The sequence below is a fragment of the Orrella dioscoreae genome, from assembly GCF_900089455.2.
In the GTDB taxonomy this organism is placed as follows: domain Bacteria; phylum Pseudomonadota; class Gammaproteobacteria; order Burkholderiales; family Burkholderiaceae_B; genus Orrella; species Orrella dioscoreae.
This window is the reverse complement of sequence record NZ_LT907988.1, coordinates 3,305,491-3,326,977: the sequence shown is the minus strand read 5'-3', so window position 1 is coordinate 3,326,977 and position 21,487 is coordinate 3,305,491. Positions and strand designations below refer to the sequence as shown.

The window sequence follows — 21,487 nt, the reverse complement described above, 5'->3', positions numbered from 1 at the left end:
TTGTCGCATAAGGGGATTTCCGGGCTGCCCAAAGGCTGTCCATAGGCTTTTCCACAGTCGCTGTGGACAAGCCTGTCGGCGACGACGTGGACATCAAGCGGACAACTTCCGCACCCATTCCAGGTAGCGGTTCAGCCAGCCTTGGACGAAATCGCGCGTACCGGCATTGGTGAAGGCATGCTGGTCATCGATGAGGTCTTCCTTGAATTGCAGGAAGGCTTCCGGCGTGGTCAACGTAGGGGAGCCCTGGCCTGCCAGGATATTGCGCAGGTGCTGTTGGGCCATGGCCGTGCCGGTGGCGCCGGGCGAAGTGCCGATCACCGCCGAGGGCCTGCCAGCCCAGGAGCTCTTGCCGTAAGGACGAGAGCCCCAGTCGATGGCGTTCTTCAACACGCCCGGAATGGAGCGGTTGTATTCGGGCGTGACGAACAGCACGCCGTGGGCGGCGTTGACCAGCGCCTTGAAGTCGGCCACGGGCTCAGGCAAAGGTTGCTCGTCATCCTGGTTGTAGAGGGGAAGGGCGCCGATGTCCGCGTACTGGAAGGAGACGTCCTTGGGCGCGAGTCGTTCGATCGCGCGGGCGAGCTTCTTGTTGGACGAGTCGGCGCGCAGGCTGCCGACCAGGACGGCGATGCTATGGTTGCTCATGCGTTTCTTCCTCTTGCTGGGTGAAGGGGGAGCGCGCCGCCACGCCAGGCACGCGGCGACGGTCAACCGAGTGTAGAGCGTGGCACGGCCTTCAGGGATGACAAAACCATTCATGTCTGGCCGCGTGACCGTGGCCGCCTGTTTGCGCTCGCGCAAAAACGGCAACTGACTTGCAGCTGAAAAAGAAAACGAAAACTGTTTACAATTACGCCCGATCAAGGCGCCCCGGTTTCGAAACCACAAGGCGCGACCATCCGGCTGCGGGGAGGGGAGCGTGCACTGCGTGGACGCCGGGCGTGATGCCTATCGCCGACAGCCGCCACGGCCATTCCGTCACGACAGGAGAAAGTCCCATGCGCAATACCGTCCTCGCCGCCGCCCTGGCTGCCATGCTGGCCGCGACGCCAGCCATGTCGGCCCCCGCACCCAAAGCGGTCGTCACCACCTATGCGGACATTGCGCTGGCCACCTATGAAGACGCCTTGTCCACCGCGCAGACGCTGGACAAGGCCATCGACGCCCTGATCGCCAAGCCCAGCGAAACCACGCTGACCGAGGCGCGCCGCGCCTGGCTGGCCGCGCGCGTGCCCTACCAGCAAAGCGAAGCCTTCCGTTTCGGCAACCCGGTGGTCGATGACTGGGAAGGCAAGGTCAATGCCTGGCCGCTGGACGAAGGCATGATCGACTACGTCGATGCCTCGTATGGCAAGGAGTCCGACGCCAACGCCTATTACGTCGTGAACGTCATCGCGAACCCGAAGATCTCGGTGGGCGGCAAGCAGATCGACGCCAGCCGCATCACCCCTGAACTGCTGCGCGAGACCCTGCATGAAGCCGATGGCAATGAGGCCAACGTGGCGACGGGTTACCACGCCATCGAATTCCTGCTGTGGGGCCAGGACCTGAACGGCACGGGCCCGGCGCCCAAGGACCGCAAGGGCACGCCGCAGGAGCGTCACGCGGGCAATCGTCCCTACACCGATTTCGATGCCAAGCAGTGCACCGGCGGCAACTGCGAGCGCCGCGCCGAGTTCCTGAAGGCCGTGAGTTCGCTGCTGCTGTCCGACCTGAAGGACATCGTGGCCGCATGGCAGAAGAACGGCGAGGCCCGCAAGGGCGTCGAGCCGGATCCCAAGGCGGGCCTGGTGGCCATGCTGACCGGCCTGGGCAGCCTGTCCTATGGCGAGCTGGCCGGCGAGCGCATGAAGCTCGGCCTGATGCTGAACGACCCCGAGGAAGAGCACGACTGCTTCTCGGACAACACGCACAACTCGCACTTCTACAACCAGATCGGCATGATCAACGTGTACGAAGGCCGCTACAAGCGTGTCGATGGCAAGGAAGTGAAGGGCGCAAGCCTGTCCGAACTGGTGAAGGCGGCCGATCCGGCGCTGGACAAGGAAATGCGCGGCAAGCTGGAAGCCACGCGCCGCGCCATGCAGGCCATGAAGACCCGCGCCGAGACGGTCGAGACCTATGACCAGATGATTGCCCAGGGCAATGCCGAGGGCAATGCCACGGTGCAGGCCGCCATCGACGCGCTGGTCGAGCAGACCCGCAGCATCGAGCGCGTCATCGCCAAGCTGGACCTGGGCGACATCGAGCTGGAGGGCTCCGACAGCCTGGACAACCCGTCTGCCGTGTTCGAGTAAATGCCGCAATCCAGCCGTTTTCGCTCGCCCGCGTCCGCGCGGGTGGCAGGCCTGCTGCTTGCGGGCCTGCTGTGGACCGGGACGAGCGCCGGCGCCGAGCGCGCCGATCTCAGCAAGGCGGACCGTGCGCGCGTGCGCACGGTCACCGCACCCGCCAAGGACTTCTCGGCGCCCGAGCGCTTCGAGGTCATGCAGGCGGGGGCGGGCACCATCAACAACAAGCTGCTCAATCCGGACATCTTTTCCCATCCGGCGGGCAACCTGGATTTCGAAGGGCGCCAGGCCTTCCTGATCGGCAATGGCCTGTTCCGCAAGGACTGGGTGTCCTCGCCGTCGTCGACGCAGGCGTCGGACGGCCTGGGGCCGCTGTTCAATGCGCGGTCCTGTCAGGCCTGTCATGTGAAGGACGGCCGCGGCACCGCGCCGGCCTTCTCCACGCCTGAACGCAGCGACACCGTCGGCCTGCTGCTGCGCCTGTCCATTCCCAGCTCGACGACCACGCGCACCGGTCCCGGCGTGAATGAACTGGCCTCGCTGCCCGACCCGGTCTATGGCCATCAGCTGCAGACCCTGGCCGTGCCCGGCCTGCCGGCCGAGGGTAGCATCGCCATCCGCTACACCCCCATCGAGGTGGCGCTGAACGGCGGCGAAAGCGTGACGCTGATGCGCCCGGCATACAGCGTGACCGACCTGGCGTATGGGCCGCTGCATCCGCAGACGGGCCTGTCGCCGCGCATGGCGCCGCCCATGATCGGGCTGGGCCTGCTGGGCGCCATCCACGAAGACGACATCCTGGCGAACGTGGCCGCGAATCGCGGCGACGGCGTGTCGGGACGGGCCAATTGGGTGAAGGACCTGAAGACGGGCCGGCAGGTGCTGGGCCGCTTCAACTGGAAGGCCGGCCAGCCCACCGTCATGCAGCAAAGCGCGGTGGCGTTCTCCCACGACATGGGGCTGTCCACGCCGCTGGTGCCTGATCATTATGGCGATTGCACCCAGGCCCAGGCGGATTGCCGCGCCATGCCGCACGGCGCCCAAGCCCATCTGGGCGAGCACGAGGTGCCGGGCGAACTGCTGGATTTCGTCGATATCTATTCCAGCAACCTGGGCGTGCCCCAGCGCCGCGATGCCGATGATGCGCGCGTGCTGGCCGGCAAGAAGCTGTTCTATGAAAGCAATTGCGTGGCCTGCCACGTGCCCAAGTACGTCACGCGCCGCGACGCGGAGCGCCCGGAGCACCGTTTCCAGCTGATCTGGCCCTATACCGACCTGCTGCTGCACGACATGGGCGAAGGCCTGGCGGATCACCAGGGGGAAGGCGCGGCGGATGGCCGCGAGTGGCGCACGCCACCGCTATGGGGCATAGGCTTGACGCGCATGGTGAACCCGGCGGCAGGCTGGCTGCACGATGGCCGCGCGCGCACGCTGCTGGAGGCCGTGCTGTGGCACGGCGGCGAAGCGCAGGCGGCGCGTGATCGCGTGGTGAAGATGACGCCGGACGAACGCGCGGACCTGATCCGGTTCCTGGAGTCGCTGTAGTCATGGTTTCCGTGGATGTGTTGTCGTGAAGGAAGGAGTGAGCATGCGGCGTAGTCTTTCCCTGGTCTTGCTGGTGATGAGTCTCTCCGGTGCCGGCGCGGCGTCGGCGGCCCAGCAGGATGCGGTCCCCGCGGACTTGGGGCAGCGGCTCGTCACGACGTATGCCGCACCCGCCACGCAACGCCTGGATGCCGATGCCCGCGCGCTGGCGCAGGCCTTGGATGCCCTGTGCAAGCAGCCGGCGGCGAAGGCGGCAGAGTCGGTACAGGCGCGCTTCCGGTCCGTCGTGCTGGCCTGGTCGGGTGTCGAGTTCCTGCGCTTCGGCCCCCTGGTCGAAGGCAATCGCTACGAGCGCATCGCGTTCTGGCCCGACCCGCGCGGCGTCATGTCGCGCCAGGTGCAGGGCTTGCTGGCGGACCCGGCCGTGACGGCGCTGGATGCGCAGGCGCTGTCCGCGCGCAGCGTGGCGCAGCAGGGCCTGCCCGCGCTGGAGTTCCTGCTGTATCGCGATGGCGGCGTGCTGGAAGCCGCTAGGCAGGGCAGGGCCGAAGCGCCTGACTGCGCCTATGCGCAGGCCGCCGCGGGCGCGCTGGCGCTGCAGACCGGCGCCCTGGCGCAAGCCTGGTCGGCGCAGGGCGAGTACGCCAGGCAGTTTTCCCGGCCGGCGGCCGACAATCCGCTGTATCGCACGCCGAGGGAAGTGGCGGCCGAGGCCATCAAGGCCTTGTCCACGGGCCTGCAGTTCGCACGCGACGTGAAGCTGGTGCCGGTGCTGGCGGAGCCCTACCAGGACAGCCGTGCGCGTCGCGCGCCCTATTGGCGCAGCGGCCTGACGGCGCCCGCCCTGGCGGCCTCGGTGGCAAGCATGCTGCGCTTCCACGACGCCGCGGGCTGGGCGTTGCCTGCCGAGGAGGCATGGCGGGTCGAGGGGCTGAGGCGCGAGCTGGTGCAACTGCGGGACGTGCTGGGCAGCCTGAAGGCGCCGGTGCGCGATCTCCTGCAGGACCCGGAAGGACGCCGGCAACTGACCCTGGCCACGCTGCTGCTGAAGAACGCCAAGGACCTGCTGGACCAGGACCTCGCGCCGCAACTGGGGGTGACCATCGGTTTCAACGCGCTCGATGGCGATTGACCGCAGGCAGCTCCTGAAGGCTGGCGCCATGCTGGGTCTGCCGGGCCAGGTCCGGGCCCGCCCCGAAAGCGCCGTGGCTCACCATTACGTGACCTCGCGCCGGCGCGACGGCCAATACGAGGCCGTGCTGCTGGATGCAATGGGCCGCGACGCGCACGCCGTGGCGCTTCCCGAGCGCGGCCATAGTTTCGCCATCGACGCGGCGCGTGGGCGCGCCGTGATCTTCGGGCGGCAGCCGGGTTTCTATGCGCTGGCCTTCGACCTGCGCGGGCGCCAGGCGCCCCGGTCCTTGCCCTTGCCCGAAGGGCGGCACTTCTTCGGCCATGGCGTGTTCTCGCCCGACGGCAGCCGCCTGTTTTCCACCGAGAACGACTACGAAGGCGGGCGCAGCGTCGTGGGCGTCTATGACGCGAGTCCTGGCGGGCAGTGGCGCCGCCTGGGCGAATTCGATGGCGGCGGCATCGGCGCCCACGAGATCATCCTGATGCCCGACGGCCGCACGCTGTGCCTGGCCAATGGCGGCATCCTGACGCATCCCGACTACGGCAAGCTGGAACTCAATCTGGCCGACATGCGGCCCTCGCTGGCCTATCTGGACACGGCCCACGGGGAGATCGTCGGGAAGGCCGAGCTCGAGCCGGCCTTGCACCAGCTCTCCCTGCGGCACCTGGCGCTGGCGGGCGATGGCGCGGTGTGGTTCGGCTGCCAATACGTCGGTCCCGCGGCCGAGCGGCCGGCGCTGGTCGGGCGGCACCGGCGCGGCAGGGCGCCCGAGCTGTTCGAGGGGGATCCGCAAGGCTTGCGCGGCATGGAGAACTATGTGGGCACCGTGGCCGCGGATGCCAGCGGGACGATCATGGCCACGTCCAGCCCTGTCGGCGGCAGGGTGCTGTATTGGGACGCCGCCACCGGGCGGCAACTGGGCGAGACGCTGCTGCCCGACGGCTGCGGCGCGGCCCAGGACGGCATCGGCGGTTTCCTGCTCAGCAGCGGCCACGGCGATCTGTTGCGCACGGGGCCGGGCCGCGACCGCAAGCCGGTGCTGGCGCCCTCCCGCAGCCTGGCCTGGGACAACCATCTGCGGCACTTGAGCCTGGACAAGGCCTGAGCGGCGTTCCGCCTCGGATACGCTTGGACAAGGGTTTTGCGCCCGGCTTCTGATACATTCGCCCGGTCATCCGCCGGGCCGCCGCCCGGTACATCGTATTCGTAGCAAGGAGTGGACTCGTGGATGAGTTGCTGAAAGACGTGAATGCCTGGACCCCGTTGGCGATTGCGTGGGGATCGAACCTGCTGGCCGCGACCATCATTCTCATCGTCGGGTGGTGGGTGTCCGCCGCCGTCGGACGCGCCGTGGGCAAGGCGGCATCGAGGTCGCCCCGCATCGACCCCACCATCGTGCCGATGGTCCGGTCGGTGGCTGTCTGGGCGATCCGCATCTTCACCCTGATCGCCGTGCTGGCGCGCTTCGGCGTGCAGACGGCCAGCCTGATCGCGGTGCTGGGCGCCGCCGGCCTGGCCATCGGCCTGGCCTTGCAGGGCACGCTGCAGAACATCTCGGCCGGCATCATGCTGCTGGCGCTGCGCCCCTTGCGCGCGGGTGAGTACATTGCCATCGGCAGTAGTCAGGAAGGCACGGTGCAAGAGGTCGGATTGTTCCTGACTCGCCTGACCCAGGCCGACGGCATCAACATCTCCCTGCCGAACAGCACTGTGTGGAACGCCACCATCATCAACTACAGTCGCCATGTGCGCCGCCGCCTGGATGTGGCGTCTGTGGTGCGCTATGGCGACGACATCGATTTGGCAATCAATACGTTGAAGGCGTTGGTGGCGAAGCATCCGCTGGTCTTGCAGGATCCTGCGCCCGCCGTGCTGGTAACCGAGTACCGGGACAATGGCGTCGTGGTCGTGGCCCGTGTCTGGGCCGAGGCATCCAAGCATTGGGAACTGACCTGCTCGTTGCGCTATGAGGTGCGCAAGGCCCTGGAGTCAGCGGGCATGCGGGCGCCGGTGCCTGTGCGTGGTGTGGAGGATGAGGAGGTGTCGTCTGGCGCCGCGAAGGCTCCGGCGCAGTCCGGCGACCTCACGTCCTGAGTGGAAAAACACGGCGGGGCAAAAGCCCCGCTCGCTGGCTTATCAGCGTCGGCGAGCGGTGTCGATCATCGCGGTGCAGACGCCGCGCAGCATGTCGACTTCGTCCTGCGTCAGCGCGCTGCGTCCCAGCAGGTGGCGCATGCGCGGCATGAGTTTCTTCGGGTGTTGCGGATCCAGGAAGCGCACGGCCACCAGGGCCTCTTCCCAATGCGTCAGCAGGGCCTGCACCTTGTCGCTGGCCGCGGGGCGGCTGCCCGAAGGCAGGGCGTCGGCCGCGGCGGGGCGCCAGGTGGCGTCCCCGGGCGAGAGCAGGGCATAGCGCATTTCCCAGACGGCCAATTGCAAGGCCTGCGCCACGTTCAGCGAGCTGTACTCCGGGTTGGCCGGAATGTGGCAGATGCGATGGCACAGCGCGATGTGGGCGTTGGTGAGGCCGCTTTTCTCGGTGCCCATCACCACGGCGACACGGCCATGGGGCGTGTCGGCCAGGTGCTGGCGCGCCTGGCCGGCCGCCTGGCGGATGTCGCAGACGGGGGGGCCGAGTTCCCGCGGGCGGGCCGTCATGGCGAAGGCCAGCGTCACTGGCGCCAGCGCCTCTTCCAGCGTCTCGACCACCTGCGCGCGTTCGAGGACGTCGGCCGCGCCGCTGGAAAGCGCGATGGCTTCCGGATGGGTGGTGATGTCGGGCAGGCGGGGGGCCACCAGCACCAGGTCTCCGAAGCCCATCGTCTTGATCGCCCGTGCCGCCGAGCCCACATTTCCGGGGTGGCTGGGGTGGGTCATGATGGTCCGAAGACGAGAAAATTCTGCAGTCATTTAAAATAGTGGGTTGAGGCGCTTTTCGCCTATCCGGTCCAAGGTGGTTTTCCCAGGGAAAACCGGGCCTGGAACAGAACTGCATCCATACGGAATTCTATGCATCCCATGCTCAATACCGCCATCAAGGCGGCCCGTCGCGCCGGCGCGATCATCAATCGCGCCAGCCTCGACATCGATCGTATCCAGGTCTCCCGCAAGGGACCGCGGGATTATGTCACGGATGCCGATCGCGCCGCCGAAGAGGCGATCGTCGAGATATTGAGCACCGCCTATCCCTCGCACGCCTTCCTGTGCGAGGAATCGGGCCTGCGCGCAGCCGGCGACGGCAGCCAGGTCGAAGACCAGTGGATCATCGATCCGCTGGACGGCACGACCAACTTCATCCACGGTTTTCCCACCTACGCGGTGTCCATCGCGCTGGTGCAGCGCGGCCAGGTGACCCAGGCGGTCATCTACGATCCGGCCCGCAATGAAATGTTCACCGCCAGCCGTGGCGGCGGCGCTTTCCTGAATGACCGCCGCGTGCGCGTCTCGGGCCGTATCCGCTATCACGACGCGCTGCTGGCCGCCCGCTGGCCGGGCGCCGTGCCCGACGCGGCCGCCGTGCCCCGTTACTCGGACCTGGCCGAAACCTGCGCCGGGATGCGCCGCACGGGTTCCACCGTGCTCGACATGGCCTACGTGGCCGCTGGCCGCCTGGACGGCTTCGTCGGCATCGGCCTGAAGCCCTGGGACATGGCCGCGGCCAGCCTGCTGGTGCTCGAGGCCGGCGGCCTGATCGGCGACTTCCAGGGCGAACAGACCTGGTTCGACAGCGGCAGCGTGGTCGCGGGCACGCCCAAGGTCTTCACGCAGCTCCTGGGATTCCTGCAGCCGCCGGCAGCCTGATCCCGTCGACATCTCCGGCGCAAATGCGTCGGAAAGCTTTGCAACGCCTCGTCCGGGCCGGACGAGGCGTTTGTTTTTCAGGTTTTTTTTAAGCTTGTTGGCCTGGAAGGGCCGAGGCTGCGAGCCCGCTAACCCGCCGTCACCGCTTTGTCGCAGACGGCAGCCGCGAATCGGGTACCATGTCCGATCGCAAATTCTTGGAGTTCCTGATGGAGTTGCTGCTGGACCCCGCTGTGTGGGTCGGCCTGCTGACCCTGGTCGTTCTTGAAATCGTACTGGGGATCGACAACCTCATCTTCATCGCCATCCTGGCGGACAAGCTGCCACCCGCGCAGCGCGACAAGGCACGCATCATCGGCCTGTCGCTGGCGCTCTTCATGCGCCTGGGCCTGCTGTCGGTCATGTCCTGGCTGGTCACGTTGACCGCGCCGCTCTTCTCCGTCGGGCCGCTCACGTTCTCCGGGCGAGACCTGATCCTCATGATCGGGGGCTTCTTCCTGCTGTTCAAGGGCACCATGGAGCTGCACGAACGCGTCGAGGGCAAGCGCCACGACACGGGCGGCGGCCCGCGCGTCTATGCCAGCTTCTGGGTCATCGTCACCCAGATCGTGGTGCTGGACGCCGTGTTCTCGCTGGACGCCGTCATCACGGCGGTGGGCATGGTCGACCACCTGCCGGTCATGATGGCGGCCGTCGTCATCGCCATGGTGGTGATGCTGCTGGCCTCCAAGCCGCTCACCCGCTTCGTCAACGCGCATCCCACCGTGGTGGTGCTGTGCCTGGGCTTCCTGCTGATGATCGGCTTCTCGCTGGTGGCGGAAGGCTTTGGCTTCAAGGTGCCCAAGGGCTACCTGTATGCCGCCATCGGCTTCTCGGTGGTCATCGAGGCGCTCAACCAGGTGGCGCGCCGCAACCTCGTCAAGATGGAGGCGCGCCCCATGCGTGAACGTACCGCCGAAGCGGTGCTGCGCATGCTGGGCAAGCGCCCGCCCGAGGAGGTCGCCGCGCCCCAGGCCGAACCGGCCACGCCCGAAACCCCGGCCCTGCCGACTTTCGGCATCGAAGAGCGCAACATGGTCAGCGGCGTGCTGACCCTGGCCGAGCGCACCATCCACTCCATCATGACGCCGCGCATCGACGTCACCTGGATCAACCTGGACGACGAGCCAGCAGAAATCCGCCGCATCCTGGCCGAGTCGCCGCACACCTTCTTCCCGGTGTGCCGCGGCTCGCTGGACGAGGTGGTGGGCGTGGGCCGCGCCAAGGACCTGGTGGCCGACCTCATCACGGATGGCCGCATCAGCCGCGCCAAGCTGCGCGAGCCCATCATCGTCCATGACTCCACCAACATCATCCGCCTGATGGACACGCTCAAGCGCTCGCGCGGCCAGCTGGTCCTGGTGGCCGACGAGTTCGGCGCCATCGAGGGCCTGGTGACGCCCATCGACGTCTTCGAGGCCATTGCCGGCGAGTTCCCGGACGAGGACGAGACGCCCGACATCGTGCCGGACGGGGACAACCGCTGGAAGGTGGACGGCGCAGCCGACCTGCACCATGTCGAGCAGGTGCTGGAAACCGAAGGGCTGGTGGACGAAGACCAGGAATACACGACCCTGGCGGGTTACCTGCTCGAGCGTTTCGGCCAGTTGCCCCAACCCGGCGATGCTTGCGAGTACGATGCGCATCACCACCGTTACCGCTTCGAGGTGCTGAAGCTGGAAGGCCGCCGGATTGCGTCGGTGCTGGTCGATCGCCTGCCGCCGCTCGACGAGGACGCCGAGGCGCAGGCCCAGCAGCCCGACTGAGCCCGTGCAGGCTGATGCGGGGGGCGCCGGCAGGCGCCCCTGCGGACACCCCTGCCGGTTTCCTCGACAACCCCGAATTTCTTGAATCAAGCCGGACTGATGACCGACAACACCCTCTATCTCCTCAAGGCCTTTTTCCTCGGCATTATCGAGGGGCTGACCGAATTCCTGCCGATCTCCAGCACGGGCCACCTGATCCTGGTCGGCGACCTGATCAACTTCCAGTCCAGCCAGGGCAAGGTGTTCGAAGTGGTCATCCAGTTCGGTGCCATCCTGGCGGTCATGTGGATCTTCCGCCAGCGCCTGGGCCGGCTGATCCACGGCACGCTCACGGGCGATCGCCAGGAAATGCTGTTCACCCGCAACCTGCTGATCGCCTTCTTCCCGGCGGCCATCATCGGCGCGCTGTTCATTTCCTTCATCAAGTCGGTCTTCTATCACCCGTCCGTGGTGGCGATCACCCTGGTGCTGGGCGGCCTCATCATGCTGTGGGTCGAGCGCCGTCCGCGCGAAGGCGGCGAGACCTGGGCGGGCAACCGTGCCACCGCCCACACGCTGGAAGAGATCACCTGGAAGCAATCGTTGGCCGTGGGCTGCGCGCAGTGCCTGGCCATGATCCCGGGCACGTCGCGGTCCGGCGCCACCATCATCGGCGGCATGGTTGCCGGCATCCAGCGCAAGACCGCGACCGAGTTCTCGTTCTTCCTGGCCATGCCCACCATGCTGGGCGCCGCGGTCTATGACACCTATCGGAACTATGGCCTGCTGACCAGCCAGGAAGCCTGGGCCATCGTGGCGGGCTTCATCGGCGCGTTCCTCAGCGCCTTGCTCATCGTCCGTGCCGTGCTGGCCTTCGTGGCGCGCCACACCTACCGCGTGTTCGCCTGGTATCGCATCGCCCTGGGCTTCGTGGTGGCCCTGTGGCTGTGGTTGCGATGACTTGAGTCAGGCTGTTCCCGCGCCGCCAAGAAGCTTCGGGCGGCCCGGCGGAAAAAAAGCCCCTCGGCCGTCAGGCCCGGGGCTTTTTCACTTTCCAGGGCAGGCTTGTCAGTCTGCTTCCGGCGAGACGTCGTAGATGACCGGGCCGTCCTGGTCCAGCACCATCCAGCCGCCGCGTGGCGGCTGCGCATGATCCAGGTCCCAGTCGGGCAGCACCCAGCGTTCGGCGCGCTTGCCGTCGACTTCCAGCACGTGGCGTGCCGGGCGGTGCGTGTGGCCGTGCACCATCAGGGGCGCAGCGCTGTCGCGCAGGGCGGTCAGCACGGCCTGCGGGTTCACGTCCATGATCTCGGCCGACTTGGTCTGGTTGGCCGACATGCTTTCGCCGCGGGCCTGGGCGGCCATGGCAAGGCGTTGCGGGATGGGCTGCGCCAGGAATTGGGCCTGCCATTGCGGGTTCCGGACCATGGTCCGGAACTGCTGGTAGGCCGCGTCGTCCGTACAGTATTCGTCCCCGTGCGAGAGCAGGACGCGACCGTAGTCGGTCTCCAGCAGCACCTGGTCGGGCAGCAGTTGCGCGCCCACCGCCGTGGCAAGCTCCGCGCCCATCAGGAAGTCGCGGTTGCCGCGGCCCAGCCAGAGGGGAATGCGGGCGCCGGCCTGGGCGAGGCCGGCAACGACCGATGCCAGCCAGGGCGGCGCCGCGCGGATGACGTCGTCGCCGATCCAGGCGTCGAAGATGTCGCCCGGCAGCAGCAGGGCATCTGCCTCTTGGGCCGCCGCATCCAGGAACGCCAGGAAGGCTTCGGCCGTGGCCGGCGTCTGCGGACTGAGGTGCAGGTCCGACGCCAGCCACAGGCGGCCGGGCAGAGCCAGTTTATTCAAGGACTTCCGCCTTCTCGATGACCACGTCCTCGGCCGGGACGTTCTGGTGGAAGCCGCGGTTGCCGGTCTTCACGCCCTTGATCTTGTCGACGACCTCGGTGCCTTCGACGACCTTGGCGAACACCGCGTAGCCCCAGCCGTTGGCCGTGGGGGCGGAGAAGTTCAGGAAGTCGTTGTCCGAGACGTTGATGAAGAACTGGGCGGTGGCCGAGTGGGGGTCGCTGGTGCGGGCCATGGCCAGCGTGTAGCGGTCGTTCTTCAGGCCGTTGTTGGCCTCGTTCTCGATGGGGGCGTGGGTCTGCTTCTGCTTCAGGCCGGGTTCGAAGCCGCCGCCCTGGATCATGAAGCCGTCGATGACGCGATGGAACACCGTGCCGTTGTAGAAGCCTTCCTTGGCGTAGGTCAGGAAGTTCTCGACCGACTTGGGGGCCTTTTCGGCATTCAGTTCGATGACGATGTCGCCGGCGCTGGTTTGCAGTTTGACGCGGGGGGAGGTGCTCATGGATGCGGTACCTTGGGTGGAGGAGGAAGAGGGAGTGGACTGTGCGCCGGCGCTCAGGGGCGCGGCGAGGCAGGCCATGGCGATGCCGCAGGCGCTCAGGCGCAGCAGTCGGTTCTGAATGGAGGAGATCATTTCTGGTCGGGGCCTTGTATCACGGGCTGGAGGGCTTTCGCCTTCGCGGCGGCGCCGGGGACGCCCTGGCTGGCCGCGGTCTGGAAGGCGCGCTGCGCGAGCAGCAACTGGATCTCGCCCAGGTTGGCGCGGGCCGTGGCATAGCCCGGATTGGCGAGCAGTGCCATTTCCAGCGCCTTCTGGGCCTGGTCGAGATCGCCGCTTTGGACGTAGAGCGCCGCCAGATTGTTCCACGGTTCGGGAAGCTCAGGATAGCGCGTGGTCATTTCAAGGTAGATGGCGCGGGCCTCGTCGGCGCGGCCCACCGCCGCCAGCGCGCGCGCATGCTGGAATTGCAGCTGCACGTCGGTGCCCGGCACGTGGCGGTTCTGTTCTTCGGCCTGGCGCTCGGCGATGGCGCGCAAGGCTTCCTCGTTGCGGCCTTCGTTCAGGAGGCGCTCGATCCTGTCGGTGATTTCCGACGGGGTGGGCGGAATCTCGGTGTCGACGCCGGGTTTCAGGGCCTCGAGCAGCCGGGCGACCGTCTCGGAGCCGCCTTCGGGTTGTTTCTCGTCGCCGCGCGAGCCCGCGGCGGGCGGGGGGGCATTGGGGTTGACCGGCTGCGCCAGGGCGGCGCCCGTGCCCAGGCTGGCCAGCAGCGCGAGCATCAGGGAAAAGCGTGAACGCGGCATGGGGCGTCTCGGTTGCAGTAAGTGGAACTGTGGACAGCGGGCCACGCGCGATTGGGTCGCAAAGTGGCCTGCTTGCTATACTTGCCGATCGCCATTTTAGCCCCGGTTCAGGTTCGCGGCCCAGACGCGTGTCCGCGACAGGCCGTCAGCAAGCGCTGACGCAGCCACCAGCGGCGTGCTTGCCGCCTGGCTCGGTCCTGGCCGCAAGCCCTGATCCCCGACCTTTCCACGTCAGCCCACACGACGCCCCGACTCGCCATGCTGCACATCCACAATACGCTGTCGCGCACCAAGGAACCGTTGAAGACGGCCGAACCGGGCCGGGTGCGCATGTATGTCTGCGGCATGACTGTCTATGACTACTGTCATCTGGGCCATGCCCGCATGCTGGTGGGCTTCGACGTGGTGCAGCGCTGGTTGCGTGCCAGCGGCTACGACGTCGACTATGTGCGCAACATCACCGACATCGACGACAAGATCATTCGCCGCGCGGTCGAAACCGGCAAGCGCATGGGCGAGGTCACGTCCTTCTTCATCGACGCCATGCATGCCGACGAGCGCGCGCTGCGCGTGCAGACGCCGACGGCCGAGCCGCGCGCGACCGAGCACGTGGGCGACATGCTGGACCTGATCGGCCAGCTCGAGCGCAAGGGCCTGGCGTACCAGGCGGACGATGGCGATGTGAACTACGCCGTTCGCGCCTTCCCCGGCTACGGCAAGCTGTCCGGCAAGAGCCTGGACGACCTGCGCGCCGGCGAGCGCGTGGCGGTGGGTTCCAGCAAGCGTGATCCGCTCGACTTCGTGCTGTGGAAATCGGCCAAGGCCGAGGAGCCCGAGGAGTCCAAGTGGACGTCGCCCTATGGCATGGGCCGGCCGGGCTGGCACATCGAGTGCTCGGCCATGAGCAAGGCCCTGCTGGGCCTGCCCCTGGACATCCACGGCGGCGGTCCCGACCTGAAGTTCCCGCACCACGAAAACGAGATCGCGCAGACCGAAGGCGCCTATGGCGGCCAGCTGGCGTCCATCTGGATGCATTGCGGCCCGCTGATGGTGGATGCCGACAAGATGTCCAAGTCGCTGGGCAACTTCCGCACCATCCGCCAGACCATCGGCCGTGGCGCCGCGGTCGAAGGCTACGACCCTGCCCAGGGCGATGACTGGTTCAATCCGCGCGAAGCCGAGATGCTGCGATTCTTCATCGTGCGCAATCATTACCGCAGCAGCCTGAACTACGCGCCCGACAATCTCTTCGATGCGCAGAACGCGCTCGACCGCCTGTACCAGACGCTCAGCAACGTTCCCCCCGCCAGCGTCACGCTCGACTGGCGCAGCCCCGCCGCCCAGGCCTTCAAGGCCGCCATGGACGACGACTTCAACACGTCCGGCGCCGTGGCCGCGCTGTTCGAGTTGGCGGGCGAGGTCAATCGCACCCGCAATGCCGAGACTGCCGGGCAGTTGCGCGCGCTGGCCGGCGTGCTGGGCCTGCTGGAGCAGGAACCCGCTGTTTACCTGCAGTCCGACACGCGTTATCGCCGCCGCGAGGAGGGCGAATCCGAGGGCGGCACGCTGGATGCGGACGCCATCGATGCCCAGATTGCCGCCCGCGCCGCGGCCAAGCAGGCCCGCAATTTCGCCGAGGCCGACCGCATCCGCGAGGCGCTGCGAGCGGCCGGCGTGGAGCTCGAAGACAAACCGGGCGGCACGACCCAGTGGCGCCGCGCCTGAGCGGCCCGGCCTTCCTTTTCTGAAGAACAAGAACATGCCCAGCGTTGATACGCCCGCCGCCAAGCCCGAATACTGGGATGCGGCCGTCGCCCACCTCATGAAGCGCGATCGCATCCTGAAGAAGCTGATCCCGCAGCATGCCGAGGTCTGGCTGACGGTGGCCGACACGCCTTTCGTCACGCTGGCGCGCGCCATCGTCGGCAAGCAGCTGTCGGTGCCCGCCGCCGAAGCCCTGTGGGATCGCTTCACGCAGGCTTGCGGCAAGCGTCCCACGCCTGCCTCCATCGACAAGGCCGGCCTGCAGGGCCTGCGCGACGCGGGCCTGCCGCAGCGCAAGGCCGATTACATCCTCGACCTCGCCGCCCATTTCGGCGACAAGCGCGTGCGCCCCGAAAGCTGGGCCGACATGGAAGACGAGGCCGTGATCACCGAATTGACGGCCATCCGCGGCATCGGCCGCTGGACCGCCGAGCTCTTCCTGATTTTCAACATGCAGCGGCCGGACATCCTGCCGCTGGACGATCCGGGCTTGCTCAAGGCAATCTCGCTACACTATTTCAGCGGCGAGCCTGTGTCGCGCTTCGAGGCGCGCGAGGTATCGCAGGCCTGGCAGCCCTGGCGCACCGTCGCGACCTGGTACCTGTGGCGCAGCCTGGATCCGGCGCCCGCGCAAGACTGAACGCGGCGCGCCCGCCCCTACGATTGCTACCCCGACAACGGAAACCGACACGAGATGCGCAATACCTTTCTCGAATTTGAACAGCCCATGGCCGAGCTCGAAAACAAGATCGAGCAACTCCGGTTCGTGCAGGCGGATTCCGCCGTGGACATCTCCGAGGAAATCAGCCGGCTGCAGCAAAAGAGCCAGACGCTGGCCAAGGATATCTACGCCAAGCTGACGCCCTGGCAGACCGCCCTGGTTGCCCGCCACCCCCAGCGTCCCTACACGCTGGACTACGTGCGCGAGATCTTCACGGACTTCCACGAGCTGCACGGCGACCGCATGTTCGCCGACGACCAGTCCATCGTGGGCGGCCTGGCTCGCTTCAACGGCAAGCCCTGCATGGTCATCGGCCACCAGAAGGGCCGCGACACGAAGGAGCGTGCCATGCGCAACTTCGGCATGCCGCGTCCCGAGGGCTATCGCAAGGCCCTGCGCCTGATGCGCCTGGCGGAAAAATTCAACATTCCGGTCTTCACCTTCGTCGACACGCCGGGCGCCTATCCCGGCGTGGGCGCGGAAGAGCGCGGCCAGTCCGAGGCCATCGGCCACAATCTGTACGCCATGGCGGAACTGAAGGTGCCGCTCATCGCCACCATCATCGGTGAAGGCGGTTCGGGCGGCGCGCTGGCCATCGCGGTGGGCAACGCCGTGCTGATGCTGCAGTACTCCACCTATTCGGTGATCTCTCCCGAGGGCTGCGCCTCCATCCTTTGGCGCAGCGCCGACAAGGCGCCGGACGCCGCCGCCGCGCTGGGCATCACCGCGCCGCGCCTGAAGGAGCTGGGCCTCATCGATCGCATCGTGAACGAGCCCGTGGGCGGCGCGCATCGCGACCCCCGCGTCATGGCCCGCCTGCTGCGCCGTTCGCTGACCGACGCCCTGCGCCAGCTCAGCGACATGAGCGCCGACGAATTGATCGCGCATCGCCTCGCGCGCGTTCGCGCCTACGGCAAGGTGCAGGAAGTCCGGGCCTGAGCGCCCAGTGAACCCGCCGCTGCGCGCGCCGGGCCACGTGTGCGCCAAGCACACCGGCCAGGCCGCCAGCGGCAACAGAGTGACCGTGAACGATATCGATCCGACGCTTCAACTGCGCACCGCGCTGGAAGCCGCCTTCGCCCGCGACAGTGGCGACGCTCCCTGGGCCGTCGCCGTCAGTGGCGGCGTGGACTCCGCGATGCTGGCGGTGCTTGCCTCGCACGCCGCGGGCAATCGCCCTCTCTACCTTTTCCACGTGCACCACGGCCTCTTCGGCCAGGCCGATCTCTGGGCCGAGCAGGTCGAGCAGCTCGGTCAGGCGCTGAAGCTGCCGGTGCGCGTGGCGCATACCGTCGTGGATACCACTGCCGGTCAAGGCACCGAGGCCGCCGCACGGCAGGCGCGCTATGCCGCGCTGGAGAAGCTGGCGGGCGAGCTGGGCGTCACCACCATCCTGCTGGCACACCACCTGGGCGACCAGGCGGAAACCGTGCTGCTGCGCCTCTTGCGCGGCACCGGCCCCACGGGCCTGGCGGCCATGGCGGCGGAAACCCGCCGCAACGGCATCCGCTACGTCCGCCCCTGGCTGGAGGCCGATCGCGCGCTCATCATCGACGCCGCGCGCCGCTATGGCGATGCCACCGGCTGGCGCGCCGCGACCGACCCCAGCAATGCCGACCCGCGCTACACCCGCGCGGCCGTGCGCACCTTGCTGGCGCCTTCGCTGGACACCCGCTGGCCGGGCTGGCGCGCCATCCTGGCCCGCCATGCCCGCCTGACGGCGCAGGCGTCGGTGCTGCTCGACGAGGTGGCCCGCGCCGACTTCGCCAAGCTGGACCCCTCGGAAGATGCCAGCAGCTTCTCGCTGGCCGCCTGGCGTGAGCTGGATGCGGTGCACCAGGCGCATGTGCTGCGTCACTGGTTCGACCGCAACGGCCTGCGCATGCCCACCGAGGCGCGCCTGGAGGCGCTGGTGCGCCAGCTGCGCCAACTGCACCAACTGGGCCATGACCGCCAGATGCTGTTCGACCATGCCCAGGCGCGCGTGCGTTGCGTGCAGGGCAGGGTGCTGCTGGAGCCCCGTCCCGCGGGCCGGTCTGGCGGAGCTGGACGGCGTTCGCCCGCAACACGTTAAACTACCCGACTTTGCCTGCCGCTTGCCGCGGGGGGCGCAACCCGAGTCCAAGATGTCTTTGATCGTTCACAAGTACGGCGGTACCTCGATGGGTTCCATCGAGCGAATCAGGAATGTGGCGCGCCGCGTCGCCAAATGGCACGCGGCCGGCCACCAGGTCGTGGTGGTGCCCTCTGCCATGTCCGGCGAAACGAACCGGCTGCTGGGCCTGGCCCGCGAAATCGCGGCCGACCCCGATGGCCGCGAGCTCGACATGCTGGCCGCGACCGGCGAGCAGGCCAGCAGCGCGCTGCTGGCCATGGCCCTGCAAGCGGAAGGCGTGAAGGCCCGCAGCTATACGGGCTGGCAGGTGCCGGTGCGCACCGACTCGTCCTACACCAAGGCCCGCATCTCTTCCATCGACGACGCGCGCATCCGCGGCGACCTGGACGCCGGCCGCGTGGTCGTGGTCACGGGCTTCCAGGGCATCGATGAAGAAGGCCACATCACCACGCTGGGCCGTGGCGGCTCCGACACCTCGGCGGTGGCCGTGGCGGCGGCGCTGAAGGCCGACGAATGCCTGATCTACACCGACGTGGACGGCGTCTACACCACCGACCCGCGCGTCGTGCCGGAAGCCCGCCGCCTGTCCGTCATTTCCTTCGAGGAAATGCTGGAAATGGCCTCGCTGGGTTCGAAGGTGCTGCAGATCCGCTCGGTCGAGTTCGCCGGCAAGTACCGTGTTCCCGTGCGCGTGCTGTCCTCGCTCACCGACCCCCTTATGTCGCTCGACGAAGAAATGCGCTCGGGCACGCTGATCACTTTTGAGGAAGACGAAAAAATGGAAGCCGCCGTTGTCTCGGGCATCGCGTTCAGCCGCGACGAAGCCAAGATCACCTTGCTGGGCGTGCCTGACAAGCCCGGCATCGCCTTTTCCATCCTGGGCCCCATCGCCGAGCGCAATATCGACGTGGACATGATCGTGCAGAACCAGTCCGTGGCCGGCACCACCGACTTCTCGTTCACGGTCAACCGCAACGAATTCAGCCGCGCCGTCGACGTGCTGCAGAATGTCGTGGCCCCCGCCGTGGGCGCCGGCGAGATCGCCAAGGACGACAAGGTCGCCAAGGTCTCCATCGTCGGCATCGGCATGCGCTCGCACGTGGGCGTGGCCAGCCTGATGTTCCGCACGCTGTCGGAAGAGGGCATCAACATCCGCATGATCAGCACCAGCGAGATCAAGACCTCGGTGCTGATCGACGACAAGTACATGGAACTGGCCGTCCGCGCCCTGCACAAGGCTTTCGGCCTGGACCAGGCGCCCGGCGCCGCGGCCTGATCCGCCGCGGGGCGCGTATTCCTTAACGATGCGCGTTGAAATGCCCGCATGAGCCGCCCCAGGGCGGCTCATCTCGTGCTAGAATCCCGCTTCTTTCCCGGAGACGTGGCCGAGTGGTTGAAGGTACTCCCCTGCTAAGGGAGCATGTGGCTAAAAACTGCATCGAGGGTTCGAATCCCTCCGTCTCCGCCAAGAATTTGCACCTGGTTGTCCCAGGTTGCTCCAAAACCCGCAGCAGCTAACGCTCTGCGGGTTTTTTCTTGTCCCGCGTTGTCCCACGTTGTCCCCGGACAGCCCACGTTTTTTGCTGGTATTTTTGCTGGTACATTCGCGCCATTCGCGGCTACCAGCAAAAAATACCAGCAGGAGGGCAGGAACATGGGCGCATTCGCCAAGCTGACGGACGTTGCGCTGCGCAACGCCAAGCCTCAAGACAAGCAGGTCAAGCTGTCCGATGGCGGTGGCCTCTATCTGGCAGTGATGCCGAGCGGTGCGAAGTATTGGCGCTATGACTATCGCTACAACGGCAAGCAAGCCACGCTCGCCCTGGGCGTCTATCCAGCCGTGTCGGCGCGCGAGGCGCGACAAGAACACCAGGCTGCCCGCGCGCAGCTCGTTGCCGGTCTTGACCCTGCCGCCGAGCGCAAGAAAGCCAAACTGCTGAAGGCCAACGCCATGGCCGACGACTTCGAGACTATCGCCCGTGCGCTGTGGCAATCGAAGCGGCGCGCCGGGCGCAGCGAAGGCTACGTGAAGTCCATCATCGAGAAGCTGGAAAAGGACGTGTTCCCATGGATCGGCACACGGCCCATCTCGGACATCATCCCGCCCGAGATACTGGCGATCCTGAACCGCGTCGAAGCGCGCGCGCCCGAGACCGCGCGCCGGCTGCGGGGCATCATGGGCGAGGTGTTCCGCTGGGCCATGGCGCGCGGCAAGGTTGCCAGCGATCCGACCGTGGCCATGAAGGGCGCGGTGCTGACGCCGAAGGCTGGACACTTTGCCGCCATCACCAGCCCGCAGCGCTTCGGTGATTTGCTGGTGGCGCTGTCAGGCTATGAGAACGGCGAGATGGTCACGCGCTGCCTGCTGCAGCTCTCGCCGCTGGTGTTTCAGCGCCCCAGCGAGCTGCGAGAAGCCCGGTGGGAAGAGTTCGACCTCGACGGCAAGGGGTGGGGTGCACCGATGTGGGATATCTCGCCAGAGCGTGCAGGCGCGACCGGAGACACCAAGATCACGCGCACCGGCTGGGAAAGCCATTTGGTGCCGCTGCCCACGCAGGCCGTGGCCATCCTGCAGGCGCTGCGCCCGCTCACCGGGCACACACCCTATGTGTTCCATTCATCGCGCAACCGTGGGCACCCGCTATCCGATGGCGCCATACGCGCAGCACTGCTGCGCCTGGGCTTCCATGGGGAAATGACGGCTCACGGCTTTCGCGCATCCACGCGGACGCTGGCCGAAGAGCGCTTGAAGACGCCGCCCGAACTGCTGGACTTGCAGATCAGCCACAAGGTGGTGGACCCGCTGGGCCGCTCCTACAACCGCACGGCGTTTCTGGATGAGCGCATCGCCTTCATGCAGCGGTGGGCAGACTACCTGGACGGGCTGCGAGAAGAGGCGCGGAAGCGTGCGCGGCAACGCTCCCAGGGGGTGGGGTAGCAAAAACACCGTGGGACCGTGTGAAACCGTGGGACGCGTCGGCGTCCCTTTTCTTTTCAAGGACTTACGGAATCAGCCCAAGCGTGGGAGTCCCACGGTTTCGGCGTTTTTCGCTGTCGAAACCGTGGATACAAGTTATCCACAATATTACAAACCGTGGGACCTGCCGATTCCTTTCTTTCACCGCATTCTTTCTTCTTTCTTCTTGTTTTTAAAGAGAAAAGAAGAAAGAAGAGGGG

At 67.0% G+C, this 21,487-nt stretch carries 19 protein-coding genes and 1 tRNA gene; 15 read left to right on the top strand and 5 right to left on the bottom strand.

The genetic code is table 11. The features are described 5' to 3' along the window. Window positions 1-93: 93 nt before the first annotated feature. A complete protein-coding gene (locus ODI_RS15495) occupies window positions 94-648 on the bottom strand; it encodes an NADPH-dependent FMN reductase (protein ID WP_067754813.1) in 555 nt (184 codons plus the stop codon). A 353-nt stretch (window positions 649-1,001) separates the two neighbouring features. On the opposite strand from ODI_RS15495, the gene ODI_RS15490 reads away from it, so the two are divergent. The 5 genes from ODI_RS15490 (at window position 1,002) to ODI_RS15470 (ending at window position 7,068) form a co-directional block, all read left to right on the top strand. Next, entirely contained in the window at window positions 1,002-2,300 is a 1,299-nt protein-coding gene (locus ODI_RS15490; RefSeq protein ID WP_067754816.1) for an imelysin family protein, read from the top strand. Continuing rightward, on the top strand, window positions 2,301-3,839 hold the full coding sequence (locus ODI_RS15485; RefSeq protein ID WP_082985345.1) for a di-heme oxidoreductase family protein: 1,539 nt from the start codon (window positions 2,301-2,303) through the stop codon (window positions 3,837-3,839). A gap of 43 nt (window positions 3,840-3,882) precedes the next feature. Then, window positions 3,883-4,971, top strand: a complete 1,089-nt coding sequence (locus ODI_RS15480) for an imelysin family protein (protein ID WP_067754819.1) — start codon at window positions 3,883-3,885, stop codon at window positions 4,969-4,971. After that, entirely contained in the window at window positions 4,961-6,079 is a 1,119-nt protein-coding gene (locus ODI_RS15475; protein WP_067754822.1) for a DUF1513 domain-containing protein, read from the top strand. Before ODI_RS15480 ends, ODI_RS15475 begins: the two co-directional genes overlap by 11 nt. Window positions 6,080-6,198: 119 nt before the next feature. Next, window positions 6,199-7,068, top strand: coding sequence for a mechanosensitive ion channel family protein (locus tag ODI_RS15470; RefSeq protein ID WP_067754824.1), 870 nt, complete (start codon window positions 6,199-6,201; stop codon window positions 7,066-7,068). Between the two features lie 42 nt (window positions 7,069-7,110). Here ODI_RS15470 and ODI_RS15465 read toward each other — a convergent pair whose 3' ends face one another. After that, entirely contained in the window at window positions 7,111-7,884 is a 774-nt protein-coding gene (locus tag ODI_RS15465) for an RNA methyltransferase (protein WP_074046809.1), read from the bottom strand. A 99-nt stretch (window positions 7,885-7,983) separates the two neighbouring features. On the opposite strand from ODI_RS15465, the gene ODI_RS15460 reads away from it, so the two are divergent. The 3 genes from ODI_RS15460 to ODI_RS15450 all read left to right on the top strand — a co-directional run bounded on the left by ODI_RS15460 (window position 7,984) and on the right by ODI_RS15450 (window position 11,519). Then, a complete protein-coding gene (locus tag ODI_RS15460) occupies window positions 7,984-8,775 on the top strand; it encodes an inositol monophosphatase family protein (RefSeq protein ID WP_067754830.1) in 792 nt (263 codons plus the stop codon). 209 nt (window positions 8,776-8,984) lie between these two features. Next, the gene (locus ODI_RS15455; RefSeq protein WP_067754948.1) at window positions 8,985-10,580 is read left to right on the top strand and encodes a TerC family protein; all 1,596 of its coding nucleotides are present in this window, start codon (window positions 8,985-8,987) and stop codon (window positions 10,578-10,580) included. 99 nt (window positions 10,581-10,679) lie between these two features. Further along, a complete protein-coding gene (locus ODI_RS15450) occupies window positions 10,680-11,519 on the top strand; it encodes an undecaprenyl-diphosphate phosphatase (protein WP_067754833.1) in 840 nt (279 codons plus the stop codon). 108 nt (window positions 11,520-11,627) lie between these two features. Here ODI_RS15450 and ODI_RS15445 read toward each other — a convergent pair whose 3' ends face one another. The 3 genes from ODI_RS15445 to ODI_RS15435 all read right to left on the bottom strand — a co-directional run bounded on the left by ODI_RS15445 (window position 11,628) and on the right by ODI_RS15435 (window position 13,709). Continuing rightward, complete coding sequence (locus ODI_RS15445; protein WP_067754836.1) at window positions 11,628-12,404, bottom strand: UDP-2,3-diacylglucosamine diphosphatase; 777 nt, start codon at window positions 12,402-12,404, stop codon at window positions 11,628-11,630. After that, complete coding sequence (locus tag ODI_RS15440; RefSeq protein ID WP_067754951.1) at window positions 12,397-12,906, bottom strand: peptidylprolyl isomerase; 510 nt, start codon at window positions 12,904-12,906, stop codon at window positions 12,397-12,399. The genes ODI_RS15445 and ODI_RS15440 overlap by 8 nt, the downstream gene beginning before the upstream one ends. Before the next feature lie 128 nt (window positions 12,907-13,034). Continuing rightward, window positions 13,035-13,709, bottom strand: a complete 675-nt coding sequence (locus ODI_RS15435; protein WP_067754839.1) for a tetratricopeptide repeat protein — start codon at window positions 13,707-13,709, stop codon at window positions 13,035-13,037. Between the two features lie 258 nt (window positions 13,710-13,967). Between ODI_RS15435 and cysS the strand changes: the two genes are divergently transcribed. The 7 genes from cysS (at window position 13,968) to ODI_RS15400 (ending at window position 21,248) form a co-directional block, all read left to right on the top strand. Beyond that, window positions 13,968-15,434: a cysteine--tRNA ligase gene (cysS, locus tag ODI_RS15430; protein ID WP_067754841.1), complete on the top strand. Its 1,467-nt coding sequence runs from the start codon at window positions 13,968-13,970 to the stop codon at window positions 15,432-15,434. A 34-nt stretch (window positions 15,435-15,468) separates the two neighbouring features. Continuing rightward, on the top strand, window positions 15,469-16,113 hold the full coding sequence (locus tag ODI_RS15425) for a DNA-3-methyladenine glycosylase family protein (RefSeq protein WP_067754844.1): 645 nt from the start codon (window positions 15,469-15,471) through the stop codon (window positions 16,111-16,113). Window positions 16,114-16,167: 54 nt separating this feature from the next. Beyond that, entirely contained in the window at window positions 16,168-17,133 is a 966-nt protein-coding gene (locus ODI_RS15420; protein WP_067754848.1) for an acetyl-CoA carboxylase carboxyltransferase subunit alpha, read from the top strand. Between the two features lie 124 nt (window positions 17,134-17,257). After that, the gene (gene tilS / locus ODI_RS15415; protein WP_067754954.1) at window positions 17,258-18,268 is read left to right on the top strand and encodes a tRNA lysidine(34) synthetase TilS; all 1,011 of its coding nucleotides are present in this window, start codon (window positions 17,258-17,260) and stop codon (window positions 18,266-18,268) included. Between the two features lie 52 nt (window positions 18,269-18,320). Further along, window positions 18,321-19,586, top strand: coding sequence for an aspartate kinase (locus ODI_RS15410; protein ID WP_067754851.1), 1,266 nt, complete (start codon window positions 18,321-18,323; stop codon window positions 19,584-19,586). Between the two features lie 99 nt (window positions 19,587-19,685). After that, window positions 19,686-19,778: transfer RNA gene (locus ODI_RS15405), tRNA-Ser, on the top strand. A 186-nt stretch (window positions 19,779-19,964) separates the two neighbouring features. Continuing rightward, the gene (locus tag ODI_RS15400; protein ID WP_067754854.1) at window positions 19,965-21,248 is read left to right on the top strand and encodes a tyrosine-type recombinase/integrase; all 1,284 of its coding nucleotides are present in this window, start codon (window positions 19,965-19,967) and stop codon (window positions 21,246-21,248) included. The last annotated feature ends 239 nt before the right edge of the window (window positions 21,249-21,487 follow it).